We start from the raw sequence: 23,276 nt of genomic DNA on the forward strand, positions 1-23,276 counted from the left end.
CGTCTCCCCGGCAAATACCGGTTGGAGGCGCATCTGCTATCTGCTTCTAATCTATCTGACGAATTCTGATGTTTTGTTAAAAACGGTAAATTTGGCTGTATTTGTCCAGTTTGTTTGTGTATATTCCAACGCTTCAAAATTGTTAATTATATTATTATTAGAATAAATATATGTTTGCTCTGGCTTGACTACTGAGATTTGTTAAATCTGATCAGTGGCGGTGTTGGAAGTGGAGGGTGTAATGAGAAAAAGTGTAATCGGTAAGGTCGGGCGTCTGGTTGTAACGGTACTGGTTCTGCTGGTTGTTGCGGGGGCTGCGTGGGCAGCTGATGTTGATCTCAGTGTTTCTGCCTATACCTGGTCACCTAATCCTGTTATTCATAACGGAAACTCGACGTTTTCTGTTACGGTTACCAATAATGATGCCGGTGTGGCTGCTGCTACGCCGGTATTAACAATTCTACTTCCATCCAACGTTGATTTTAGTGCCGGAACTGCTTCCAGTGAGTGTGTCTTTAACCTGGCTGCTTCTCCCAAACAACTTGTGTGTACCAAGCCCTCTTCACTTGTTGCACAAGGTACCTGGGATATCAGCTACAGTGGCAAAGGCTTCAGTGCCGGGGCGCAGGATACAACGGCTACCGTTACAGATAGCTCAATTACGGACCCCAATGGTGGTAATAATCTTCTGACAAAAACGGTTACCGTCATCAACGGAGCTGACCTCGGTATCACCAAAACCGGTCCGGCTACTGCCGCAGCCGGCTCGTTTATCAGCTTTACCCTTACAGCCCACAATTACGGCCCTGATGCAGCAACGACCTTTCGGATAACTGATGACCTGCCAGCTGCGGTTGACTTTACCTATCAAAACGCCACGGGCAGTGGTTGGAGTTGTGGCGTTTCCGGTACAACCGTCACCTGTGATTATAGTGGGGCAGCCGTACCTGCAGGCAGTGATGCACCGGCGATAACTCTGACAGGTAAGCTTATTACCTCATCAGGTACCATTACCAACGGAGCATCAATAGTCTCCACCGACGGTAACACCGGTGACCCGGTTTCCGGGAACAACGGTCCTTCCCAGGTGGTGGTAACGGTAACCGCTGGGACAAACCTGCAGGCTGGCAAGACCATGGTTTCTTCAGTAACTGGTCTGACTACCTTTACGGCTGATGAGTCCGTCACCATGACCTTGTCGGCAACCAATAGCGGCACCCAGGTGGCCAGCGGAATAACCATTACCGATACCGTGCCGGTAGATTTTGCCATCGGCCCCCTGCCTTCCGAGTGTGCCAAAGTAGGTCAGGTTATTACCTGTACCATTGCAACCTTGAACAGTAGCGCCACCAGTAGTTTCAGCATTCCCTTGACCGTGGTTGCCAGCCCGACACTGGGGGCCGGTTCAAACAGTGCGTCCATCAGCAGGACCTTGCCAACCGGCGGGACAGACAGTCCGGCAACCGCAAACTACACCATTGTTACATCCTTTGCCCATTTAACCCTGACCAAGTCCAAGGGGCCCACCCCGGTTGCTGCAGATGGTATGATCACTAACACCATTGTCGTAACCAACTCATTAAGTTCAACAGCCGCTGCCGCCGGTACGATTCGGGTTACTGACGTGCTGGACGTCCATGAAACCTACCAGTCATTCAGTGGCAGTGGTTGGAGCTGTTCAGGTGTTGCCGTTGATGCTACCGGGACAGTTACCTGCGATTATGCCGGTGCCAACCTGGCGCGGGGGGCCTCGCTGCCGGCGTTGGTCATAATTACCAAGGCAGAAACCGGTTATCTGGGAACTATCAGCAACACCGCCTGCACCGGCCTGTCTGCGGTCTCTCCCCATACACCGGCAGACAACTCCAGCACCGGTAACTGCCAGAGCGCCACCGTGACCGGCACCAACCGGAATGTAGACCTGGGTATCACCAAGACCGCCAGTATCCCTTCGCCAACACATATCCTGACCACTGATGCAAGCGTCAGCTACACCCTGACCGTTTCCAATGCAGGGACGGACATAGCTCCAACCGCCACCGTCAGCGACCCGTTGAGCAGTATCTGGTACAGCGGCAGCGCCGGTACAACTGGCGGCAGTGCTGTTATTATCGGGCAAGGCGCGGGAGAGTCCTGCAGCTTTGGTTCCACCGTAAGCTGTACCCTGAAGAATGTGGCCAACGGCGCACCCCGTACCATTACGGTTACCCTGAACAGACCTTTTAAGGATGGTACTCTGGGCAACACAGCAACGGTATCAACCCCTGATGCCATTGACACGAACGGCACAAATAACTCAGCCAGTGCAACGGTAATTGTTGACCCACTTGCTGATGTGGCAGTGACCGGCATTGCCGCAGGGCCGGACCCGGTCAAAGTAGGGGTTGAGCTGAGCTACACCTCTTCCATCAAAAATTTTGGTCCCAGTGCCGCTGCCGGTGTGGTTTTGAGGCAGACTATAGACCCCTTAAAAGTTAGTTATGTGAGCGGATCCATAGCCTTTACCGGGCCTGGTAGCTGCAGTTATGTTACTTCATTCAGCAGCGGTCCCTATGCCGGACAGGCCGGTATTGAGTGCAGTGGCTTCAGTCTGGGGGATGATACCTCATACCAACTTGGTTTTAAGGTGATTCCGATCTACCCGTATCCAGGGGGTGTGCCGAACACCTACATAAGTACCGCCACCATAACAACCACCACGGTTGAGAGCGATGCTCCCGGTTATGCCAATAACAGTGCCAGCCATACCGCACACATCACCATGCAGGCACTGGATTTAACGGTTACTGATAACGATCCCGGCTATGATCCGACTGCCTTTGGCGATCCAATCGTCTACGAAATCAAGGTCCAGAATAACGGGCCATCCCAGGCCACCGGTTTCAAGCTGGCGGTAACCCCCAAGCCGCCAGGGGTTTATACTATGCCGTTTGATTTGGCTGGCAGCGTATTGCCTAGTGGGGCGACCTGTTCGCAGCCTGGCGGGGCGGATGGTACTAATGTTATCTGTTATCTGGGAGTAGATCAGGCCCACAGTATCATGGCTGCCAACACCAGCCAGACCTTTAATCTTAAATTCGGTACGTCAGGGCCTACACCTGCAGGGTCACTAACCTATGGTACAACAGCAACCGTCAGCTCATACGAGACCACAAACATTCCCACCTATGACAGCCTGCCCGGCAATAACAGCGTGACGGAAACCACCACCGTACTACCCAAGACCGACCTGATTCTGGTGAGTAAAACTGTCTCAAAAGGCACGGTGGATATTAATGAGCCGTTTACCTACACGGTGAAGGTTGGCAACAAAGGGCCGTCAGATGTTTCGGGGCTAAAGATGACCGACATTCTGCCGGCTGGTTTTGTCATGACCGGGGCGGTAACGGTAACACCGGGCAGTGGTGTCACGCTTGCTACCAACAGTTGTACGGCTCCGCCTGTCGGCAGCAATGGTACGGTGACCTGTAACCTCGGTCCGGTTCCGGTTGATGCTACTGGAATTGATGCTACAAAACAGGTGACCGTTACCATCCCGGTGCGTGCTGCCTATCCGTTCAGCGGTCCCTTTAATACCGATATTCCCAATACTGCTTCGGTAGCTGTGCTGCCCGGCATATCACTTGATCCTGTTGTTACCAATAATACGCAGACGGTTAATGTTCAGGTGCGGAAAAACACGGTTACCGGGTATATCTTCCATGATACGGCGGCAAATAATCCGCCGGTACTGACAGCAAACCGGATCAGTGGCGTTCAGGTCACACTGGTTGGTACAGATGCGTATCTGGGGCAGGTAGTGTCCATTACGGCCCCAAATACCGACGCCAGCGGTGTATTCACCATCGATAATGTGCCACCTGGCACCTACACCGTCTCTGAAACGCAAGACACGGCACTTGACGGCTACTCAGACGGGCTGGAGAAGGTTGGTACCTTCTCTGCTACGCCAGGGGGTGAGTCAGCCGGTACTGCGCCGTCTACAAACTGTGATGGTACCAATAACTGTTCAGCAGCCGTTGCCCATAACCAGATCACCGGCATTATCTTCCCGAAAGATAATAGTCTGACATTGTCGAATATCCTGTTTCAGGAACTGCAAAATGCCACCGTGAGCGGGTATGTCTACCATGATGCCAATAATGATGGTAATCGGTCAGGTGCTCTCGAAATCGGTACACACGGCATCAACGGGGTAACTATCCGGCTGAGGGGAACCGATTATCGTGGTATTGCCTATGCTCCGGCGGATGCCTTGACCGCTGGCACTAACCCGAACGGTGCCTATACTTTTAGTAATGTGCCGCCTGGAACCGGCTATCAGGTTACAGAAATGGCACAACCTGGGGGGTATTTTGACGGTCTGGACCAGAACGGAACCGGGCTTCCCAATATGATTGTCGGTAGCAAAACAACCGATGTCATCAGTATCGGAAATATCGCCACCGGCACGACATACAGTGACCGTAACTTCGGTGAACTGCTTCCAGCCACCATCAGCGGTTATGTCTTTATCGACACCAATGGCAATGCAACCAGGGATGAAACCGCCGGTTTAACCGGGGTAACCATTACCCTGACCGGTACCGATGACCTAGGAGCAGCTGTCGGGCCACCGGATGCACACACAGCAGTGAACGGCTCCTATAGTTTTACCGGCCTGCGGCCGGGTAGTTATACCGTAACCGAGACGCTACCGACCGGTGTTACCCATACCGGCGCCTACGCAGGCAGCAACGGCGGCACCATTGCCGGTGTTGTGCGGGCAGCGAATACCGGAGTTCCAGGCATTGGTAACACCGCAATTTCCGCAATTACTCTTAACTCAGGTAACACGGCAACTAACTACAACTTTGGTGAAACCGGCCAGGGGTTGTCCGGGTATGTCTATATCGACAGTAACCGCAATGGCAGTAAGGATGCTGGAGAACCTGGAATCCAGGGTACCTCTATGGTTACGCTTTCCGGTCTTACCAGTGCCGGTACGTCTGTTTGCACTGCCATATCTCCCAATCCTTGTACGGTTCCCACCGATGTGAACGGGGCCTACAGTTTTGCCGGTCTGCCGGCAAGCGATGGCAGTGGCTATACAGTGACCGAGAAGCTGCAGACCGCTGCGCCGTTGACCAACTACGGTGATGGCGCAGAATCAGTGGGTACGGTGAACGGTGCTAGCATGGGTAGTGCTGCGGTTAATGACAAGATCAGCAGTATTAAGGTGCTTGTCGGGGAAAGTGCCTTAAATTATAACTTCGGTGAGTATGCTGCTTCCCTTTCCGGCACGGTCTACTATGATGCAAACAATGACGGTAGCATGTCCGGAGCCAGTGAAATCGGTATCAGCGGTGTTACCGTTACCCTGAGCGGCACCAACGCTGCTGGTACCGCTGTTAACATCACGGCGGTAACCGATGCCAGCGGTAACTACAGCTTCAGTAATCTGCCTGCCTCCAACGGCGCAGGCTTTACCCTGACCATCACCCAGCCTGCCAACTATGCCGACGGCAAGAAGGCAGCCGGGACTTCCGGCGGCACGGTCGGCCTGCCCGGAACTAGAACCATCAGCGGTATTACTCTTGCTGCCGGTGCCAATGCCACCAACTACCTGTTCGGTGAGACCCTCGGCAGTCTTTCTGGCACGGTCTACTTTGACGAAAATAATGATGGTGCGAAATCAGGCGCCGGTGAAGTGGGCCTCAGTGGCGTTACGGTTACCCTAAGTGGTACTGACGCATCCGGCGGTGCTGTTACCAGAACTGTGGTAACCGACGCAAGTGGCAACTACAGTTTTACAGAAATTGCAGCCTCAAATGGCAGCGGTTATACCCTGACCATCACCCAGCCGGTTAATTATGCTGATGGTAAGAAGGCGGCCGGTAGCTCCGGCGGTACTGCAAATGCACCCGGTACACGGACCATCAGCGGGATTCACTTTGCCGGTGGTGCCACGGCCACCAACTACCTGTTTGGCGAGACCCTTGGTGGCCTTTCCGGTACGGTCTACTACGATGCAAATAACGATGGTGCCAAATCAGGTGCCAGTGAAGTGGGTATCAGCGGTGTTACGGTTACCCTGAGTGGTGCCGATGCCTCTTCTGCTGTGGTGAGCCTGACAGCGACCACCGACGCAAGCGGTAACTACAGTTTCAGTAATCTTCCAGCGTCCAATGGCAGCGGTTACACCCTGACCATTACCCAGCCGGTTAACTATGCCGATGGCAAGAAGGCGGCTGGAGCCTCCGGCGGCACCGTCGGTCTGCCCGGCACCAGAACCATCAGCGGGATTGTACTGGCAGCTGGAGCAAACAGTGGCAACTATCTGTTCGGCGAGACCCTGGGTAGCCTTTCCGGCACCGTTTACTACGATGTTAATAACGATGGTGCCAAATCAGGCGCGGGTGAAGTGGGCATCAGTGGCGTTACTATCACCTTGAGCGGTACCGACGCCTCCAGTAATCCGGTAAATAAAACCGCGTTGACTGATGCAAGCGGTAACTACAGCTTTTCTGATCTTGCCGCCAGTGGTGCAGGCGGTTACACCCTGACCATTACCCAGCCGGTTAATTATGCCGATGGCAAGAAGGTTGCCGGCAGCTCTGGCGGCACAGCCGGTCTGCCTGGGGTGCGTACAATCAGCGGAATTACTCTTGCCGCCGGTGTTGCAACCACCAACTACCTTTTTGGTGAGACCCTTGGCGGCCTTTCCGGCACCGTCTATGTTGATGCCAATAACAATGGTCTGAAGGATAGCGGAGAATCTGGTATCAGCGGTGTTACGATTACCCTGACCGGTACCGATGCTTCTGGTGGCGCTGTTAACAGTACTGCGGTAACCGATGCGGCTGGTAACTACAGCATTACCGGTGTTGCAGCCAGTGGTGCGGGTGGTTATACGCTGACAGAGACCCAGCCGGTTAACTATGCTACGGGGATGCAGACTGCAGGAACCTTGGGAGGGATCGCCGGGGCGGTTGGTACAAACACCATCAGCGGTATTACGGTTCCAGCTGGTGCGTCCGGCAGTGATTATCTGTTTGGCGAACGTCTGGGCGGGTTGATTGGCAGTGTCTATCTGGATAGTAATAATAACGGCCTGAGAGATGCCGGGGAACCGGGCATTGCAGGTGTGACGATTACCTTGTCAGGTAACGCCGCTTCGAATGTTAGTGTCTGTTCTCTTGCAACATGCATTACAACCACCGATGCTTCTGGGGCATACAGTTTTACGGATATCCCCAATGCTAATGCCTCCGGGTATACGTTGACTGAGACTCAGCCGGTTAACTATGCTGATAGTGCTGTGACGGCAGGCAGTCTTGGTGGCACTGTTGGTGTAAATAGTATTTCAGGCATACCCTATGTAGGTGGTGCCAATGCCACCGGCTACCTGTTTGGAGAACATTTGGGTGGTTTAAGCGGCACCGTCTACTATGACGCTAACAATAACGGGACTAAAGATGTCGGTGAGGTGGGCATCACTGGTGTTGTGATTACCTTAACCGGTACGGATGCCTCCGGCACTGCAGTCAGTCGTACGATAAACACAGATGTAAACGGCAACTACACCTTCAGTAATCTTCCTGCCTCCAATGGTAGTGGTTATACCGTAACCGAGACCCAACCGGTCAATTATGCCAATGGTTCCACCACCAGTGGAACCGCTGGCGGAACTGCCGGTATAAATGTGGTGTCGGGGATTAACTTTCCTGCGGGAACCAATGCAACGAACTACCTGTTTGGTGAGCGTCTGGGCGGTTTGAGCGGCACCGTCTACTATGATGCTAACAACAACGGAACGAAAGATGCCGGTGAGGTGGGAATCGCCAATGTTGTAATTACCTTGACCGGTACGGATGCCTCGGGCACTGCAGTCAGCCGTACGCTGAACACAGATGTAAACGGCAATTACACCTTCAGTAATCTTCCTGCCTCCAATGGTGGTGGTTATACCGTAACCGAGATCCAACCGGTCAATTATGCCGATGGTCAGACCACCAGCGGAACCGCTGGTGGTACAGCTGGCGTAAATGTGGTGTCGGCGATTAATTTTCCTGCAGGGACTAATGCCACCGGTTACCTGTTTGGGGAGCATTTGGGTGGTTTGAGCGGCTCCGTTTACTATGACGCTAACAATAACGGAGCTAAAGATGCTGGTGAGGTCGGTATTGCCGGTGTTGTAATTACCTTGACCGGTACGGATGCCTCCGGCACTGCAGTCAGCCGTACGCTGAGCACAGATGTAAACGGCAACTTTAGCTTCAGTAATCTTCCTGCCTCCAACGGTAGTGGTTATACCGTAACCGAGACCCAGCCGGTTAACTATGGCGATGGCCAGCTAACTGCCGGTACAGCCGGTGGTACTGTTGGTGTAAACGTGGTTTCTGCGATTATGTTTACTGCAGGAACCAGCGCAACTAACTATCTGTTTGGTGAACGGCTGGGTAGCCTTTCTGGCACCGTCTATGTTGATGTAAATGCCAACGGTAGTCAGGACGCTGGGGAGACTGGCATTGCTGGTGTTGTTATCAGTTTAGCCGGTACGGATGCTTCCGGCAGTGCTGTCAGTCGCACGGTGACCACCGATGCAAGTGGTAATTACAGCTTTATAGGCCTGCCCGCATCTAATGGCAGCGGTTACACTGTAACCGAGACCCAGCCCGCAGGTTATGGTGATTTTAGTGGGACGAGTGGCACTGCTGTTGGAACGGTTGATGGTGTCCTGAACGGCACTGTCGGAGTTAATATCATAAACCTTATCAGCCTGAACGCAGGTAAGGATGGTGTTCATTATAATTTTCGCGAAAAGCGTTCAGGAATTAGCGGTGCTGTCTACGTTGATGGTAATAATAATGGTGTTTTTGATGCTGGCGAAGCAGGTATTGCAGGTGTTTCTATTGCCCTGACAGGTACAGATGTTAATGGGATATCAGTTAGTGCAACTACAATAACTGCGGCGGATGGTAGTTACAGCTTTGCAGAGCTACTTGAAGGCACCTATATTTTGACTGAAATTCAGCCGGTTATCTACCAAGACGGAAGAGAAACGGCTGGAACAGCAGGTGGAACGGTTGATAACGGCTCATTTACACTTGCCCCGGCGCAGAATAGAATTAGTAACATTAATCTGGCAAGCGGTGCTTTGGTAACGGGGTATCTGTTTGGTGAGCGGACTGGTATGCCAGGCAGTTTCTCAGGTAAGGTCTGGTACAACAGTATCACCCGTGACCAGATTCAGCAGCCGGGTGAAGCGGGTCTGCCCGGCTGGCGGGTAGAGGTTGTGCATGGTGGTGTGGTGCGTGGGACAGCAACCTCTGCTGCAGATGGCACTTGGACAATTAGTGGACTTGCAGCAGGTTCCAGCTATGAGATCCGCTATCGCCATCCGCTAAACAGCGCGATCTACGGGAATCCGGTGTCTCAGGATCCTGGTTATATCGATTCAGCACCTGATTATACGGCCCATACCATTGCTAATCTGACCTTGCGTTCTGGCGGCAACGTGGTGCAGCAGAACCTGCCGATCGACCCTTCCGGGGTGGTCTATAACTCCATTACCCGTGCAACGGTTTCCGGTGCAACGGTTAGCATTGCCGGCCCATCCGGGTTCAATGCTGCTACCCATCTGGTGGGTGGAGCTACAAACCAGAGTCAGACTACTGATGCCAGCGGTTTCTACCAGTTCCTGCTGCTGCCTGCAGCACCAGCCGGTACCTATACGCTAACAGTCAACGGACCGGCCGGCTATGTGCCCGGAGCCTCAAGCATTATTCCTGCGGTAACCACCGCTTTGACACCACCTGCCGGACCTGGCAACTATGAGGTTCAAGCCCAGGCAGCGGCTCCAACCGGCGCCCAGAGCACCACTTATTATCTGACCATCAATCTGAATGCCGCTTCGGCAAATGTGGTCAACAACCACCTGCCGATCGACCCGATCCTGGGTGGGGCGATCTTTGTGACCAAGACCACCCCCAAGGTGAACGTACCCCGCGGTGATCTGGTGCCGTACACCATTCAGGCCCGCAACACCCTTTCTGCCAGCATTCCGAACATTGATCTGGTCGACGAGATCCCTCCTGGCTTCAAGTATCGCAGCGGCAGCGCACGCCTGAACGGTCTGGCGGTTGAACCGCAGGCCAGCGGCAGGGTGCTGCGTTGGCCTAACCTGACCTTTGCCCCGAACGAGACCAAGACCCTGACTATGGTTTTGGTGGTTGGTTCCGGTGTGGGTGACGGCGAGTATGTCAACCGGGTCTGGGCGCTGAATAATCTGGTGAACAGCGCGGTTTCCAACGTGGCCACAGCCACGGTCAGGGTGGTGCCTGATCCTACCTTTGACTGTACCGATATCATCGGCAAGGTGTTTGATGATCAGAACGCCAACGGGTATCAGGACAGCGGTGAGCCGGGTATCCCCAATATACGAGTTGCCACAGCCAAGGGCTGGTTGGTAACCACCGATGCTGAAGGGCGGTTCCATGTGCCCTGTGCGGTAGTTCCCCAGATGGACCGTGGTTCAAACTTTATCATGAAGCTGGATGAGCGGACCCTGCCCAGCGGCTTTCGGGTCACCACCGAGAACCCCCGTGTTGTCCGGGCTACCCGCGGCAAGATGGTGAAGCTGAACTTTGGTGCAACCATCCACCGGGTGGTGCGGGTTGAGGTGAGTGGCGAGGCATTTGAAAAGGATTCTGTCCAGCTGAAAGAGGAATGGAAGAAGCGCTTCGAAGCGTTGCCAGAGCAGTTACGGTCGCGGCCCAGTGTGGTCCGTCTGGTATTCCGTCAGAGTGTGAAGGATGAATCAAAGGCCAAAGAACGATTGAAGGAACTGACCAGTATGCTGCGACGAAAATGGGAGGCGCTGGACGAAGAGTACCCGCTCTCGATTGAAGATGAACTGCTGGAGGTGGCGAAATGAAAACCATCTTCCACAGAACACTGATCACGATAACATTGGCCCTGTTGTGCAGCCTGCCCCTGCTGACCGCTGCGTCAGCTGAATGGTACTTTATTCAGGTGGGTGCCTATGCCCAGCAGCAGTATGTCGACGAAGAGCTGGACAAGCTGGAGAAGAAGGGGGTCAAGGCAGCATCGGGCAGGACGGTGCATGGTCTGACCAGTGTTTTCTTTGGTGATTTTCCCAGTAGAGCTGCCGCCAGCAAAGAGGCGGCAGGCATGAAAAAGGGTGGACAGCTTGAAGCGTACGCAATTATACCGGAAAGCGAACTTGTAAAGCCGCCAGCTACCTTTGATCAGAGCGGCAAGCGGGTGGATGACAGCCGCACCTATCTTGAATTCCTGCCACCCAGCAGTGAACGGGCAACACCGTTTGGGGCTTCACTGCCCGGTTCGGTCTTTATGCCCCGTAACCAGAAGACAGCGGTTGTTGCCCCGGCGGCGTCCCCTGCCACCCCGGTGACGGTAGCAACGGCGGTTGAACCGGCAAAGCCTGCGGCACCACCCGTTGCTGCGGAAGGTACTGGACAAAAGGCTGCTGCAGCACAAGCTGCCCCGGTTATTCCGGCCCCCAAAGTGGTGGCCCGGATGGGTGACACCATGACCGGTGCCCTGTTTGAGTCCGGCAAGGATCGCCTGCTGCCCGCTGCGATCAAGCACCTTGACCAGATTGTGGCCCGCTTGAAGGGCAAGCAGCAGATCCGGATTGAGGTGGTTGGCCACACCGACAATGTGCGGATTGCAGCAAAGACCAGAAAGATATTTGCCAACAATCAGGTGCTGTCTGAGGCCCGTGCCGCTGCGGTGGCGCGCTATCTGCAGAAGGCGCTGGAGGTGCCGGATGCTGCAGTTGCCAGTAGCGGTAAGGGAGAGTCGGTGCCGATTGCCGATAACCGTTCTGAAGCTGGGCGAGCCCGAAATCGCCGAACTGAAATAGCCATCTGGTATGAAGATGAGCAGGAGCCGACTGCTCAGCAGCCGAAGCAACAGGCAGCGGTTGCTGTGCCAGCGACTCCGGCACCGGCAGCAGAACCGGCAAAGTTGCCTGTTCCTGCCACTGCGGTTGCCAAACCGGCAGTGCCGACAGCTTCGGTCGGACCGCGCATTGTGCCGCCAGTACCTCCCCGGGGACCGTGTGGCGCAGCAGGTCCTTCAGATATCAATAATCTGCCGTTCCGTATTACCGTGGATGGTCAGCCCGTTGGTAAAGATAATCTGATGCCTGAGGCAGATCGTCAGCGTTGTGTTGACGTGGCCCTGGACAAGAACGATATCCAGGTCCGTTTTGACCCTCTGGAGGCAAAACCGGCCCTGAATACCTGGTCCTATCCCGATGGTGTGGTACGTGGCACAGCAGTTGAGTTTGGCGCCTATGCCAACTATCAGGCCTGGATCAAGAACGCTGAAATCAGGGTCTTTAGCGGCAAGCGTCCCAGTGGCAAACCGCTGGCGGTGATTCCTGCCAAATGGGATACCATGGTCAGCTGGACAGCGCCGCTGAATGCGCCGGAGGAGATGGTCTTCCTGCTGCGGGTCTATGACCGTTCCGGCCGTTTTGATGAGACCGCTCCCAAGCCGTTGCGGCTGTTGGACAAGTCACGTCCCCATAACGATTTAGAAAAGGCGGAGCGGGAGCGTCTGATAGGTTGGGGCCAGGATTCCCGTGCCCTGGCAACCATACCGGTACATGGTGGTACCGTAACCGTTAACGGTAAAAACATCCGTCCTGGTCAACGGGTTGAAAGCCTTGGCACCGTGGTACCGGTGGATAAGGACGGCAAGTTTGCCGTGCGTCAGATCCTGCCTGCCGGTCCCCATACGGTCAAAGTGTCGGTTACTGATCCAGACGGCAGCAAGGCCACCTTTTCCCGTAACCTGACCATTGCTGATCAGGACTGGTTCTATGTGGCTATCGGCGATCTGACCGTGGGTCAGAACCATACCAGTGGCCCGGCTGCACTGGTGAATGCCGATACCAAACATTATGATGCCAAGACCTATGTTGATGGACGGGGTGCCTTTTATCTGAAAGGCCTGATCAAGGGTGAGTACCTGCTGACCGCTGCTGCCGATACCGGCGAGCAGCCGGTTGAAGACCTGTTCCGCAATTTCTCATCCAAAGATCCCCGCTACCTGTTGCGCCGGATTGATGCTGACCGCTACTACCCGGTCTACGGTGACGACAGCACCATGGTGGAGGATGCCCCCACCTACGGCAAGTTCTATGTCCGTTTGGAACGGGGAGACTCACAGATCATGTGGGGTAATTTCCAGACCCAGTGGACCGGCACGGAGCTGACCCAGTTCAGCCGTGCGCTGTACGGTGCCCAGTTGAAACTCAAGAGTACCGATATCACCTCTTTCGGTGAGAAAAAGTTTGATCTGAGCGCCTTTGCTGCTGAGCCGGGCACCCTGCAATCCCGTGATGAGTTCCGTGGTACCGGTGGATCGCTCTACTACCTGCGGCATCTTGATATTACCCAGGGTTCTGAAAATATCTGGGTTGAAGTGCGGGACAAGGATTCCGGTCTGGTGCTGGAGCGTAAACAGCTGGTGCCTGCCCAGGATTACGAGATGAACTATCTGCAGGGCCGATTGCTGTTGACCAGTCCGCTCTCCAGTGTCAGTGGCAGCGGTTCCTGGATCTCTACGGCCAATCTGTCCGGCAACCCGATGTATCTGGTGACCACCTACGAATATGTGCCGGGGGTTACGGCGGTTGATGGCTATTCCCTCGGTCTCCAGGGGCGCTGGTGGGTAGGTGATTATCTGCGGTTGGGGGTAACCGGATTCAGGCAGGGGGAAAATGAGCAGCAGCAACGCCTTGGTGGTGTTGATGTCATGGCACGCTATACCCAGAACACCTACATCAAGGCAGAGATAGCCCGTTCAGAAGGGCCGGGATCAGGCCAGCAGAATTCGGTTGATGGCGGCTTTGCCTACAGCAGCTCCGCAACCGTTGGTGACAAGGCCGATGCCAAGCGGGTTGAGGCGCAGGTGGATCTGAACGATCTGGCTGCAGGCGCCCAGGGTAAGGCCAGTGTGTACTGGCAGGACAAGGACAAAGGATTCTCCGGTCCCGGTCAGATCAGCGCCTCAAGTGAGGCGGAGCGCAAGCAGGGCGGACGTATCACCGCTCCGGTTGTGCCAGGTGTGGATGCTGACGTGAAGGTTGATGATCGTCAGGCTGATTCACAGACCGCCCGCAGCTTTGAGGGTACCATCAGCTGGCAGATGTTACCGGAATGGCAACTTGGGCTTGCTGCCCGCCATGATGATCGCTGGACCGCCGTTGCCAATGCCAGCTCAATCCTGTCGGAAAACGGCGAGCGGACCGATATCCAGGGCCGTGTACATTATAAGCCGCTGACTGTCGGGAAAGATGGTAAGCCGCAGCCGGGCAACTGGGATCTGTACGGCTTCCTGCAAGGTACTGCGGAGAAAACCGGCAACCGCAGTGATAATGATCGCGGTGGTCTGGGTGGTGGCTGGCAGGTGACTGACCGGTTACGTCTGAATGCCGAGGTGTCTGGCGGCGATGGCGGTATGGGCGGTCTGTTGGGTGGTGATTACCGGGTGAACGACCGTAGTAACGTCTACCTGACCTACAGCATGGAGTCACAACGTCCTGACACCAATGCCCGTGGCCGTTACAGCACGGCGGTAACCGGTACCAAGTACCGGATTAGTGATGAGATGGCAATCTATGGCGAAACCAAGGCCACCAGTGGGGCCGGATCAGAAAGCCTGGTGAATGCCTTTGGTCTTGATCTGTCCCCCAATGATCGTTGGACCTACGGTTTTAAGGGTGAGATCGGCGTTGTCTCTGATGCCGTGGCAGGTGACCTGAAGCGGCAGGTGGCTGGTTTTTCGCTGGGTTACAAGAAGGACAAGATCAAATATGCCGGTAACCTGGAGTATCGCCATGAAGACGGTAGCACCAGTGAACGTCATGTCTGGCTGGTGCGCAACTCGCTTTCCTATCAGGTTGATAAGGACTGGCGCTGGTTCCAGAAGGTGAACTTCTCCATCAGCCGTAACAACCGTGGTGCCTTCTACGATGGCGACTTTGTGGAGCTGGTGACCGGCGCGGCCTATCGTCCCGTGATGAATGACCGTTTGAATGCCCTGTTCAAGTATACCTATTTCCAGGATACCCCCACAGCCGGTCAGTTGACCGCCAGCAGCCAGGTTGCAGATTATGTTCAGCGTAGCCATGTCGTGGCAGCAGATGCCATCTATGATCTCTGCAAGTATCTGTCAGTGGGTGGTAAGGTTGGCTATCGCTACAGCCAGTTGAAGCCCAGCAAGACCGTCGGGGAGTGGTTTGACAGCCATGCGGTGTTGGGGGTTGCCCGGGCAGACTTCCATCTGATCAGAAAGTGGGACATTATGGGTGAGTACCGCACCCTGGCCGTTACCGAGGCCAAGGATATGCGCAGCGGCTTCCTGACCGCCGTCTACTACCACCTGCATAAGAATTTTAAGGCCGGTGTCGGCTATAACTTTACTGATTTTTCCGATGATATGACGGATCTTTCCTACCGCAGTCATGGCTGGTTCTTTAACGTGATCGGTAAGTTCTGATCGTGTTCTGCAAGGAAGATGATTGTTGAAAACAAAAGGCCCTTACCGATCTGGTAAGGGCCTTCTTGTTGGAATTTTTGAAACGTGAATTATCCTGTAAAAGCAGTTGTCCACGAAGTTCACGAAGAAACACGAAGGACAACGTATTGTTTAAAACAAAAGAGCAGTCACCTTTTGGGAATCATTTGTTTGCTGTAAATGCTTTATCTTCGTGAAACTTCGTGTCCTTCGTGGATATGGACTGCTGTTTTCAGGTCTATTCTTCAACCATCTCCGCCACCAGGTCATAATCCGATGAGTCAGTGATCTTGCAGGTAACAATATCGCCGATATCGGCATGGCCTGAGGTGATGTAGACCTGGCCATCAATATCCGGTGCCTGGCGGCTGGTGCGCCCCTTCAGGAGCAGTTCGGTCTCTTCACTGTAGCCTTCCACAATCACCTGTTCGATCTTGCCCACCATGGCCCGGTTACGGCGGAATGAGACCCGCGCCTGGGCCTTCATCAGCTTGCGGTGACGCTCCCGTTTGACCCGTTCTGAGACCTGATCCGGCATCTCTGCTGCCGGAGTGCCATCTTCTTTTGAGTAGCAGAAGACCCCCAGCCGATCAAACTGGGCCTTTTCCACAAACTGCAGCAGGTTCAGGAAGTCATCCACCGTCTCACCGGGAAAGCCGACAATCAGGGAGGTGCGTAGGGTAATACCCGGCACTTCAGCTCGCAGGCGCTCAATCAGATCGCGGACCTGTTGTTCACTGCTGCGGCGCTTCATCTGCCTCAGGACGTTGTCGCTGATATGCTGGATCGGAATATCCAGATATTTGCACAGCTTGGGCTCGGTCTTCAGCAGCTCAATCAGCTCATCGGTAATGCCGTCCGGGTAGGCATAGAGCAGCCGGATCCATTTCAGGTCAGGAATGGCAGCCAGTTGCCGGATCAGTTCGGCCAGGCTACTGCTACCATCCATATCAGTGCCGTAGCGGGTGATGTCCTGGGAAACCAGAATCAGTTCCCGCACGCCACCTTTTACCAGCCGTTCCGCCTCAGCCACCAGGGCATCCATGGGGCGAGAACGGTACGGACCACGTAGGGAGGGGATCACGCAGTAGGTGCAGCAGTTGGAGCAGCCTTCACCGATCTTGAGATAGGCGTACCAGCCTGGTGATGAGTTCAACCGTGGCAGGTTTTCATCATAGATGTAGTTGGGATCGCCCACATAGCAGATCTGTCCTGTCTGGGCCGTATGTTCGGCCAGGATCTCTGCCACACGGGGATAGTCACCGGTACCGATGAAGATATCCACCTCTTCCAACTCTTTGGCCAGCTCCTCCTGGTAGCGCTGGGGCAGGCAGCCGGCCACGATCAGGGTCTTGCAGTTGCCGTCATTTTTCCGGTCTGCCAGATCCAGAATGGCGTCGACGCTTTCTTCCCGTGCCTCTTTGATAAAGGAACAGGTGTTGACGATGATAACGTCGGCCTCTTTTTCATCCATGGTGATCTCATAGCCCTGTTGGGACAATACCCCCAGCATTACTTCGGCATCCACCAGGTTTTTGGGGCAGCCCAGGCTGACCATGCTTACTTTTTGTTTTGCCTGATTACTCACGGAGTCTATCCCCTATTCCCTGAAGTTCGTGAACTGCATCTCTACATCAAGGTCTTTGCCCTTCAGAAGCTGGATCGTGTCCTGCAGGTCATCACGGTTCTTGCCGGTGACCCGTACCTGATCATCCTGAATCTGGGCCTGAACCTTGAGTTTGCTTTCCTTGATCACGGCGATGATCTCTTTGCCCTTTTCCTTGGATATGCCCTGTTGAACCGAGATGATCTGGCGCACCATGCCGCCAGAGGCAGGCTCTATCTTGCCGTACTGTAACGCCTTGATTGAGATATTGCGCTTCAGGAACTTGGTCTGCAGCACATCGATCACTGCCTTCAGCTTGTAATCATCTTCAGAGAGGACCTTGACGCTGTCCTTTTCCTGGGTGATCTCACTCTTGGAACCCTTGAAGTCGTAGCGCTGCCCAATCTCTTTGATGGCCTGATTAACTGCGTTGTCTACTTCCTGCATATCTACCTTTGATACAATGTCAAATGATGGCATGGACTTCCTCCTACGGTTTGATAATTTCGACGCCTTGCGGCACTTTAAAGCTGAATTTTGCAGCGGAAAGGCCGCTGTTGGTCCGTATCCGGCTGTAGCTGATCCGGGTTTCAGTGCCGCTGCCATCAACTACCGTTGATGCGACCACCGGGAATGCCTCCTTTGTCTGGCCATCAGCCAACAGGGCATTGACCGCCTCTTCGTGGATGGTCAGGCGTAACCGGGACAGGATCGGGGTTGGCTTGCGGGGGGTCAGGTCAAGTAGGTAGTTGCCCTGTTTGTCACGGTTCGGCTTGGCAAATACGGCGTTGAAATCCTTTGATACGTTACCCAGTCCGGTCAGGTAGGCCATGCCGATGCTGTTGCCCCCCTTCATCATCCCTTCCAGTGAGGAAACCAGTACCTGTTTGTTCTCCGGCTGGTAGAACCAGACCTGCTTGCCGTTGGAGATGATGCTCTGCTTGGGCACGATATAATCAAAGCGGAACTGGGCGGTCCCCTGCGGGGGACGGCGCAGGGCCAGTTCGCCGTGCCCTTTCTGGGGCTTGGGAAATCCGGCCAGAGCCGTGGTCTGGCTAAAGCTGGCCTGCAGGTCCTGCAGTGAGGCATAGCCTTGTTCCAGGGTGGCGATGACCTGTTGTAGGGTGGCCTCGGCAGCCAGGGCCGGGTTGGAGCTGCAACAGAGTAAAACGGCAAGTACACAGGTGCTGATGAGCTGTTTCATGGTTTAGTTCTCCGTACAAAGCCTGCCGACGCAGGCAGTTGGGTCAACAATAAAGACAATCTGGCCGTTGCCCAGCAGGCAGGAGCCGGAGATGCCGCGCAGATCTGTCAGGGGATGACGCAGGGGGCGGGTAAAGATTTCCTGCTGGCCCAGCAGACGATCCACCAGTAGTCCGATCGGCTGCTTGTTTGATTCAGCCAGTAGTATCGGCAGTATTGCGTTGTCTGACAAGGTTTCACGCTGCCGGAAAAAACGGGGCAGGTTGCGGAGCGGTATCTCTGTGCCATCACGCAGCAGATACAGATCGCGCCCCTTCTGGATAATCTCGTTGCGCTGTACCTCGCAGGTGCTGGTAATGGCGCTGACCGGCACTGCCAGCTGGAGCTCACCACAGGCTACCATCAGGGCATGAATGATGGCCACGCTGATCGGCAGCCGCAGGGTGATGATGGAGCCGTGCCCCGGAGTGGAGTCAATGGTCAGGGTGCCACCGATGGTCTGGATCGCATTTTGAACCACATCCATCCCTACACCCCGGCCTGAGATGTCGGTTACGGTTGCGGCGGTTGAAAAACCGGGGCTGCAGATCAGCAGCAGGATCTCCTGTGCTGTCAGATCGGCTGCCTGTTGTTCATTCAAGAGGCCCTGGCTAATCGCCTTGGAGCGGATTCGTGCCGGGTCCATACCCCGTCCGTCATCCCGAACCTCCAGCAGTACCTGGTCAGCCAGTCGGCTGACGCTGAGGGAGAGGCTGCCGACCGGTGGCTTGCCGCAGGCCACCCGTTCTGCCGGGGTCTCTAATCCGTGGTCAACGGCGTTACGCAGCAGGTGTACCAGCGGTTCAATGATTTGCTCCAGTACTCCCCGGTCCAGCTCAATCGTGTCACCGTAGATCTGGAAGGTGATCTCTTTGCCACTCTTGCGGGCCAGATCCCGTACCATGCGGGGATACCGCTCGGCAATTGATCCAAACGGCAGCATCCGGGCCTGGAATACCTCGTTTTGGAGTTGTCTGAGCAGGGTGGAAAGCTCTTTTAGCGGCGCTTGAAGCTGGTCAGCCTGATTGTGGTTGGTCCAGTCTTCCAGAGTGTGACGTACCGTCAGCAGCTCGCCGGAAATGGTGACCAGTCGGTCAAGCAGCGCGGTGCGGACCCGGGTGGTGCTGTTTTCATCGCTGGCGCGGAAAAGAGACTCAGCTGGCTCTGCTGCCGGTTTGATCTGGCTGGCAGTAGGCGTGGGATCTGTCGCTGCTGCCTCTTCTGCCGCTGCGGTATGGTTGCGGATCCGGCTGGCCAGATCGTCACTGTCCGGCAGTTCTCCCCCCTGTGCCACCAGCGCCACCAACTGCTCCAGGGTGTCAATGGCAGCCAGCATCAGGTCCACCGTGTTACGGGTAGGGCTGAAATGGCCATCGCGGATCTGGGACAGCAGGTCTTCCAGGGCATGGGAGAGGGTGGTGATCGGGCCAAGCTGCATGGTGGCAGCCATCCCCTTCAGGGAGTGGGCATGGCGGAACATCTCGTTGATGCTGTCGGAGTCGGCAGCTCCTTCTTCACAGCGCATGCTTAATGTGCCAAGAGTGGTCAGATGTTCACGGGCTTCACTGACAAACAGGTCCCGGTAGCGGGAGATATCCATGGCTAGTGGGCTTCCAGTTGTTTAAGTACGGCAGCAACGGTTTCCTGGGTAAACGGTTTCTGCAGATAGGCTGCAGCACCATGCTGCAGCGCCTTCTGGATGGTCTGTTCCTGGGAGATGGAGGAACAGATGATGACGTTTGTTGCCGGCAGACTGCAACGGATATCATCCAGTATCTCGATGCCGTTGGCATCAGGCAGGATGATATCCAGAAAGATCAGATCAGGTGTGACCGTGTGCAGGTATCGTTGGGCCTCAAGGCCGCTGCCAGCCTCAGCTATTGTGTGATACCCGCAGTCTTCCAGCATGTTACGCAGGACCGTGCGGATGAACAGGGCATCATCGACAATCATGACGGTTTGAGGCATGGTGTTCTCCAGAGGGACTATCCTGCCAGTTTCTGTTTCAGAAGGTCGTTGACCACCGCCGGATTGGCCTTGCCCTTCATCGCCTTCATCACCTGACCGACAAAGAAGCCAAAGACCTTGTCCTTGCCGCCACGGTATTCCTCAACCTGTCCCATGTTGGCGGCCATGATCTGGTCTATGGCGGTCTCTATGGCGCCGGTGTCAGAGACCTGGGCCAACCCTTGCTGCTCAACAATGGCTGCTGCTTCGCCGCCGTTTTTCCACAGCTCTTCAAAGACCTTCTTGGCAATAGTACCAGAAATAGTGCCGCCATCAATCAGCTTGATCAAATCAGCCAGTTGAACAGGGGAGACCGGGCTTTTCTCAACGGCAATCCCGTTGTCATTCAGAGAACGGGTCAGCTCACCCATGATCCAGTTGGCAGCTGATTTGGCATTGTTGCAGGACTGGGCGCACTGTTCAAAATAGTCGGCCAGCGGGCGTGATGAGGTCAGCACATCGGCATCATACTCCGGCAGGCTGTAGTCAGTCAGGAAACGGTTGAATTTGGTCTCCGGCAGCTCAGGTAGATCGCCCTTGACCCGCTTGATCCAGTCGTTAGAGATCACCACCGGCACCAGATCCGGGTCTGGGAAGTAGCGGTAGTCGTGGGCCTCTTCCTTGCCCCGCATGGAACGGGTGACCCCTTTGTTGGGATCGAACAGGCGGGTTTCCTGTACCACCTTGCCGCCATCCTCGATCAGTTCACACTGCCGGGAAATCTCGTACTCAATGGCGGCCTTGACAAACTTGAAGGAGTTGACGTTCTTGATCTCTGCCCGTGTGCCGAAGGTGTCGGAACCAACCGGCATAACCGAGATGTTGGCATCACAGCGGAAGGAGCCTTCCTCCATGTTGCCATCGCAGATCCCCAGGTAGGTCACAATCTGGTACAGCTTTTTCAGGTAGGCCACCGCCTCATCGGCAGTGCGCATATCCGGCTCAGAGACCACTTCCAGTAAAGGAGTTCCTGCCCGGTTCAGGTCTACCCCGGAGCCGCCCCCCTGGCCGTGGACCAGCTTGCCGGCATCCTCTTCCATATGGATTCTCGTAATACCGATCCGCTTGGTCTGATCACCCACCGCAATATCCAGATGACCGGCCAGGCAGATCGGCAGATCAAACTGGCTGATCTGGTAGCCCTTGGGCAGGTCAGGATAGAAGTAGTTCTTGCGGGCAAAGATGTTGGTGGGGGTGATAGAACAGTTGGTGGCCAAACCGGCCATAATGGCAAACTCCACCACCTTCTGGTTCAGCACCGGCAGGGCGCCGGGCAGGGCCAGGCAGACCGGGCAGGTGTTCAGGTTGGGCTCAGCGCCAAAACGGGTGGAACAGCCGCAGAAGATCTTGCTGTCTGTCTTCAGTTGTACGTGGACCTCAAGTCCGATAACCGGTTGGAATTTCATAATGCTGCCTTCTTGGTATGCCACTGGGTGGCTTGTTCAAAATCAAAAGCCGCTCGCAGGATGCTCTCTTCGCCAAAGGGGCGTCCCAGCAGTTGCAGGCCGATCGGCAGGCCGTTGGCACTTATTCCAGCCGGAACCGAGATGCCGCAGATACCGGCCAGGTTAACCGGGATGGTGAAGATATCGGACAGGTACATCTGCAGCGGGTCAGCGGTCTTTTCACCGATCTTGAAGGCCGGGGTGGGGGCCACCGGGGTCAGCAGCAGGTCTACGGACTTGAATGCCTCGATGAAGTCTTGCTGGATCAGGGTGCGCACCTTCTGTGCCTTGATGTAGTAGGCATCATAGTAGCCGGAGGAGAGGGCGTAGGTGCCCAGCATGATCCTGCGTTTGACTTCAGCCCCGAATCCTTCTGAACGGGACTGCATCATCAGGTCGATCAGGCCGGAACTCTCTTTGGCGCGGTGGCCAAAGCGGACCCCTTCGTAGCGGGCCAGGTTGGAGCTGGCCTCAGCAGTGGCGATCAGGTAGTAGGTGGCCACGGCATAGTTGGTGTGGGGCAGCGAAACCTCTACAAACTCTGCACCAAGCTGGCGATAGACCGCAATGGCCTGATCCATGGCTCGTTGCACATCAGGATCAAGCCCCTCTATAAAATACTCTTTGGGCAGGCCGATCTTAAGCCCTTTGACGCCTTGTTTCAGTGCTGCCATGTAGTCCGGCACCGGACAGTCTACGCTGGTAGAGTCCTTGGGGTCGTGTCCGGCAATGACTCTCAGCAGTAGGGCTGCATCAGTCACATCGCGGGTCATGGGGCCGACCTGATCCAGTGAGGAGGCATAGGCTATTACGCCGTAGCGGGAGACCCGGCCATAGGTAGGCTTGAGGCCAACACAACCGCAGTGGGAGGCAGGCTGGCGGATGGAGCCGCCGGTGTCAGTGCCCAGGGTGGCTACGGCCTGTTGCGCGGCAATGGCGGCTGCAGAACCGCCGGATGAACCACCGGGGATATGCTCGCGGTTCCAGGGGTTGCGGGTCGGGCCAAAGGCACTGTTCTCGCAGGAGGAGCCCATGGCAAATTCATCCTGATTCAGCTTGCCAAGCAGGACGGCGCCTTGGGACTTCATTCTGGCCCAGGCAGTGGCATCATAGGGGGCGATGAAGTTGTCCAGCATCTTTGAGGCGCAGGTGGTGCGTACCCCTTCAGTCAGAAATATATCTTTCAGCGCCACCGGAATGCCGGTCAGGGGGGAGCAGTCACCGGATGCAATCCGCTGGTCTGCTGCCGCTGCATCAAGCAGTGCCTGCTCTTTGGTGACGGTGATAAAGGCATTAATGGACGGGTCGGTGGATTCAATCCGGTTTAAAAAAGAATTGGTGATCTCAACCGAGGAGACCTGGCGTGCCTGTAACTGGCCCTGCAGGTCATGGATAGTCTGTTCGTAGAGTTCCAT

The 23,276-nt window shown here is 55.3% G+C and carries 9 protein-coding genes; 2 read left to right on the plus strand and 7 right to left on the minus strand.

The features are described from left to right. Positions 1-241 precede the first annotated feature (241 nt). Both B5D39_RS05310 and B5D39_RS05315 read left to right on the plus strand, forming a co-directional pair. Positions 242-10,918, plus strand: a complete 10,677-nt coding sequence (locus B5D39_RS05310; protein WP_078789363.1) for an SdrD B-like domain-containing protein — start codon at positions 242-244, stop codon at positions 10,916-10,918. Further along, positions 10,915-15,543, plus strand: a complete 4,629-nt coding sequence (locus tag B5D39_RS05315) for an OmpA family protein (protein WP_078789364.1) — start codon at positions 10,915-10,917, stop codon at positions 15,541-15,543. Before B5D39_RS05310 ends, B5D39_RS05315 begins: the two co-directional genes overlap by 4 nt. 256 nt (positions 15,544-15,799) lie before the next feature. Here B5D39_RS05315 and rimO read toward each other — a convergent pair whose 3' ends face one another. Genes rimO through gatA form a run of 7 tightly spaced genes read right to left on the minus strand, consistent with a single transcriptional unit; the run spans position 15,800 to position 23,276 of the window. Further along, positions 15,800-17,119 carry a 30S ribosomal protein S12 methylthiotransferase RimO gene (rimO, locus tag B5D39_RS05320; RefSeq protein ID WP_078789474.1) on the minus strand — a complete coding sequence of 440 codons (1,320 nt, stop codon included), beginning with the start codon at positions 17,117-17,119 and terminating at the stop codon, positions 15,800-15,802. 42 nt (positions 17,120-17,161) lie between these two features. Beyond that, positions 17,162-17,647, minus strand: a complete 486-nt coding sequence (locus tag B5D39_RS05325; RefSeq protein WP_078789365.1) for a YajQ family cyclic di-GMP-binding protein — start codon at positions 17,645-17,647, stop codon at positions 17,162-17,164. Between the two features lie 10 nt (positions 17,648-17,657). Then, a complete protein-coding gene (locus tag B5D39_RS05330; protein WP_078789366.1) occupies positions 17,658-18,371 on the minus strand; it encodes a LolA family protein in 714 nt (237 codons plus the stop codon). 3 nt (positions 18,372-18,374) lie between these two features. After that, positions 18,375-20,009, minus strand: a complete 1,635-nt coding sequence (locus tag B5D39_RS05335) for a chemotaxis protein CheA (protein ID WP_078789367.1) — start codon at positions 20,007-20,009, stop codon at positions 18,375-18,377. 2 nt (positions 20,010-20,011) lie between these two features. Then, positions 20,012-20,377, minus strand: coding sequence for a response regulator (locus B5D39_RS05340; RefSeq protein WP_078789368.1), 366 nt, complete (start codon positions 20,375-20,377; stop codon positions 20,012-20,014). Between the two features lie 17 nt (positions 20,378-20,394). Beyond that, positions 20,395-21,822 carry an Asp-tRNA(Asn)/Glu-tRNA(Gln) amidotransferase subunit GatB gene (gatB, locus tag B5D39_RS05345; RefSeq protein ID WP_078789369.1) on the minus strand — a complete coding sequence of 476 codons (1,428 nt, stop codon included), beginning with the start codon at positions 21,820-21,822 and terminating at the stop codon, positions 20,395-20,397. After that, a complete protein-coding gene (gatA, locus tag B5D39_RS05350) occupies positions 21,819-23,276 on the minus strand; it encodes an Asp-tRNA(Asn)/Glu-tRNA(Gln) amidotransferase subunit GatA (protein ID WP_078789370.1) in 1,458 nt (485 codons plus the stop codon). Before gatA ends, gatB begins: the two co-directional genes overlap by 4 nt.

The sequence above is a fragment of the Trichlorobacter thiogenes genome (assembly GCF_900167465.1).
Taxonomy (GTDB): Bacteria; Desulfobacterota; Desulfuromonadia; order Geobacterales; family Pseudopelobacteraceae; genus Trichlorobacter; species Trichlorobacter thiogenes.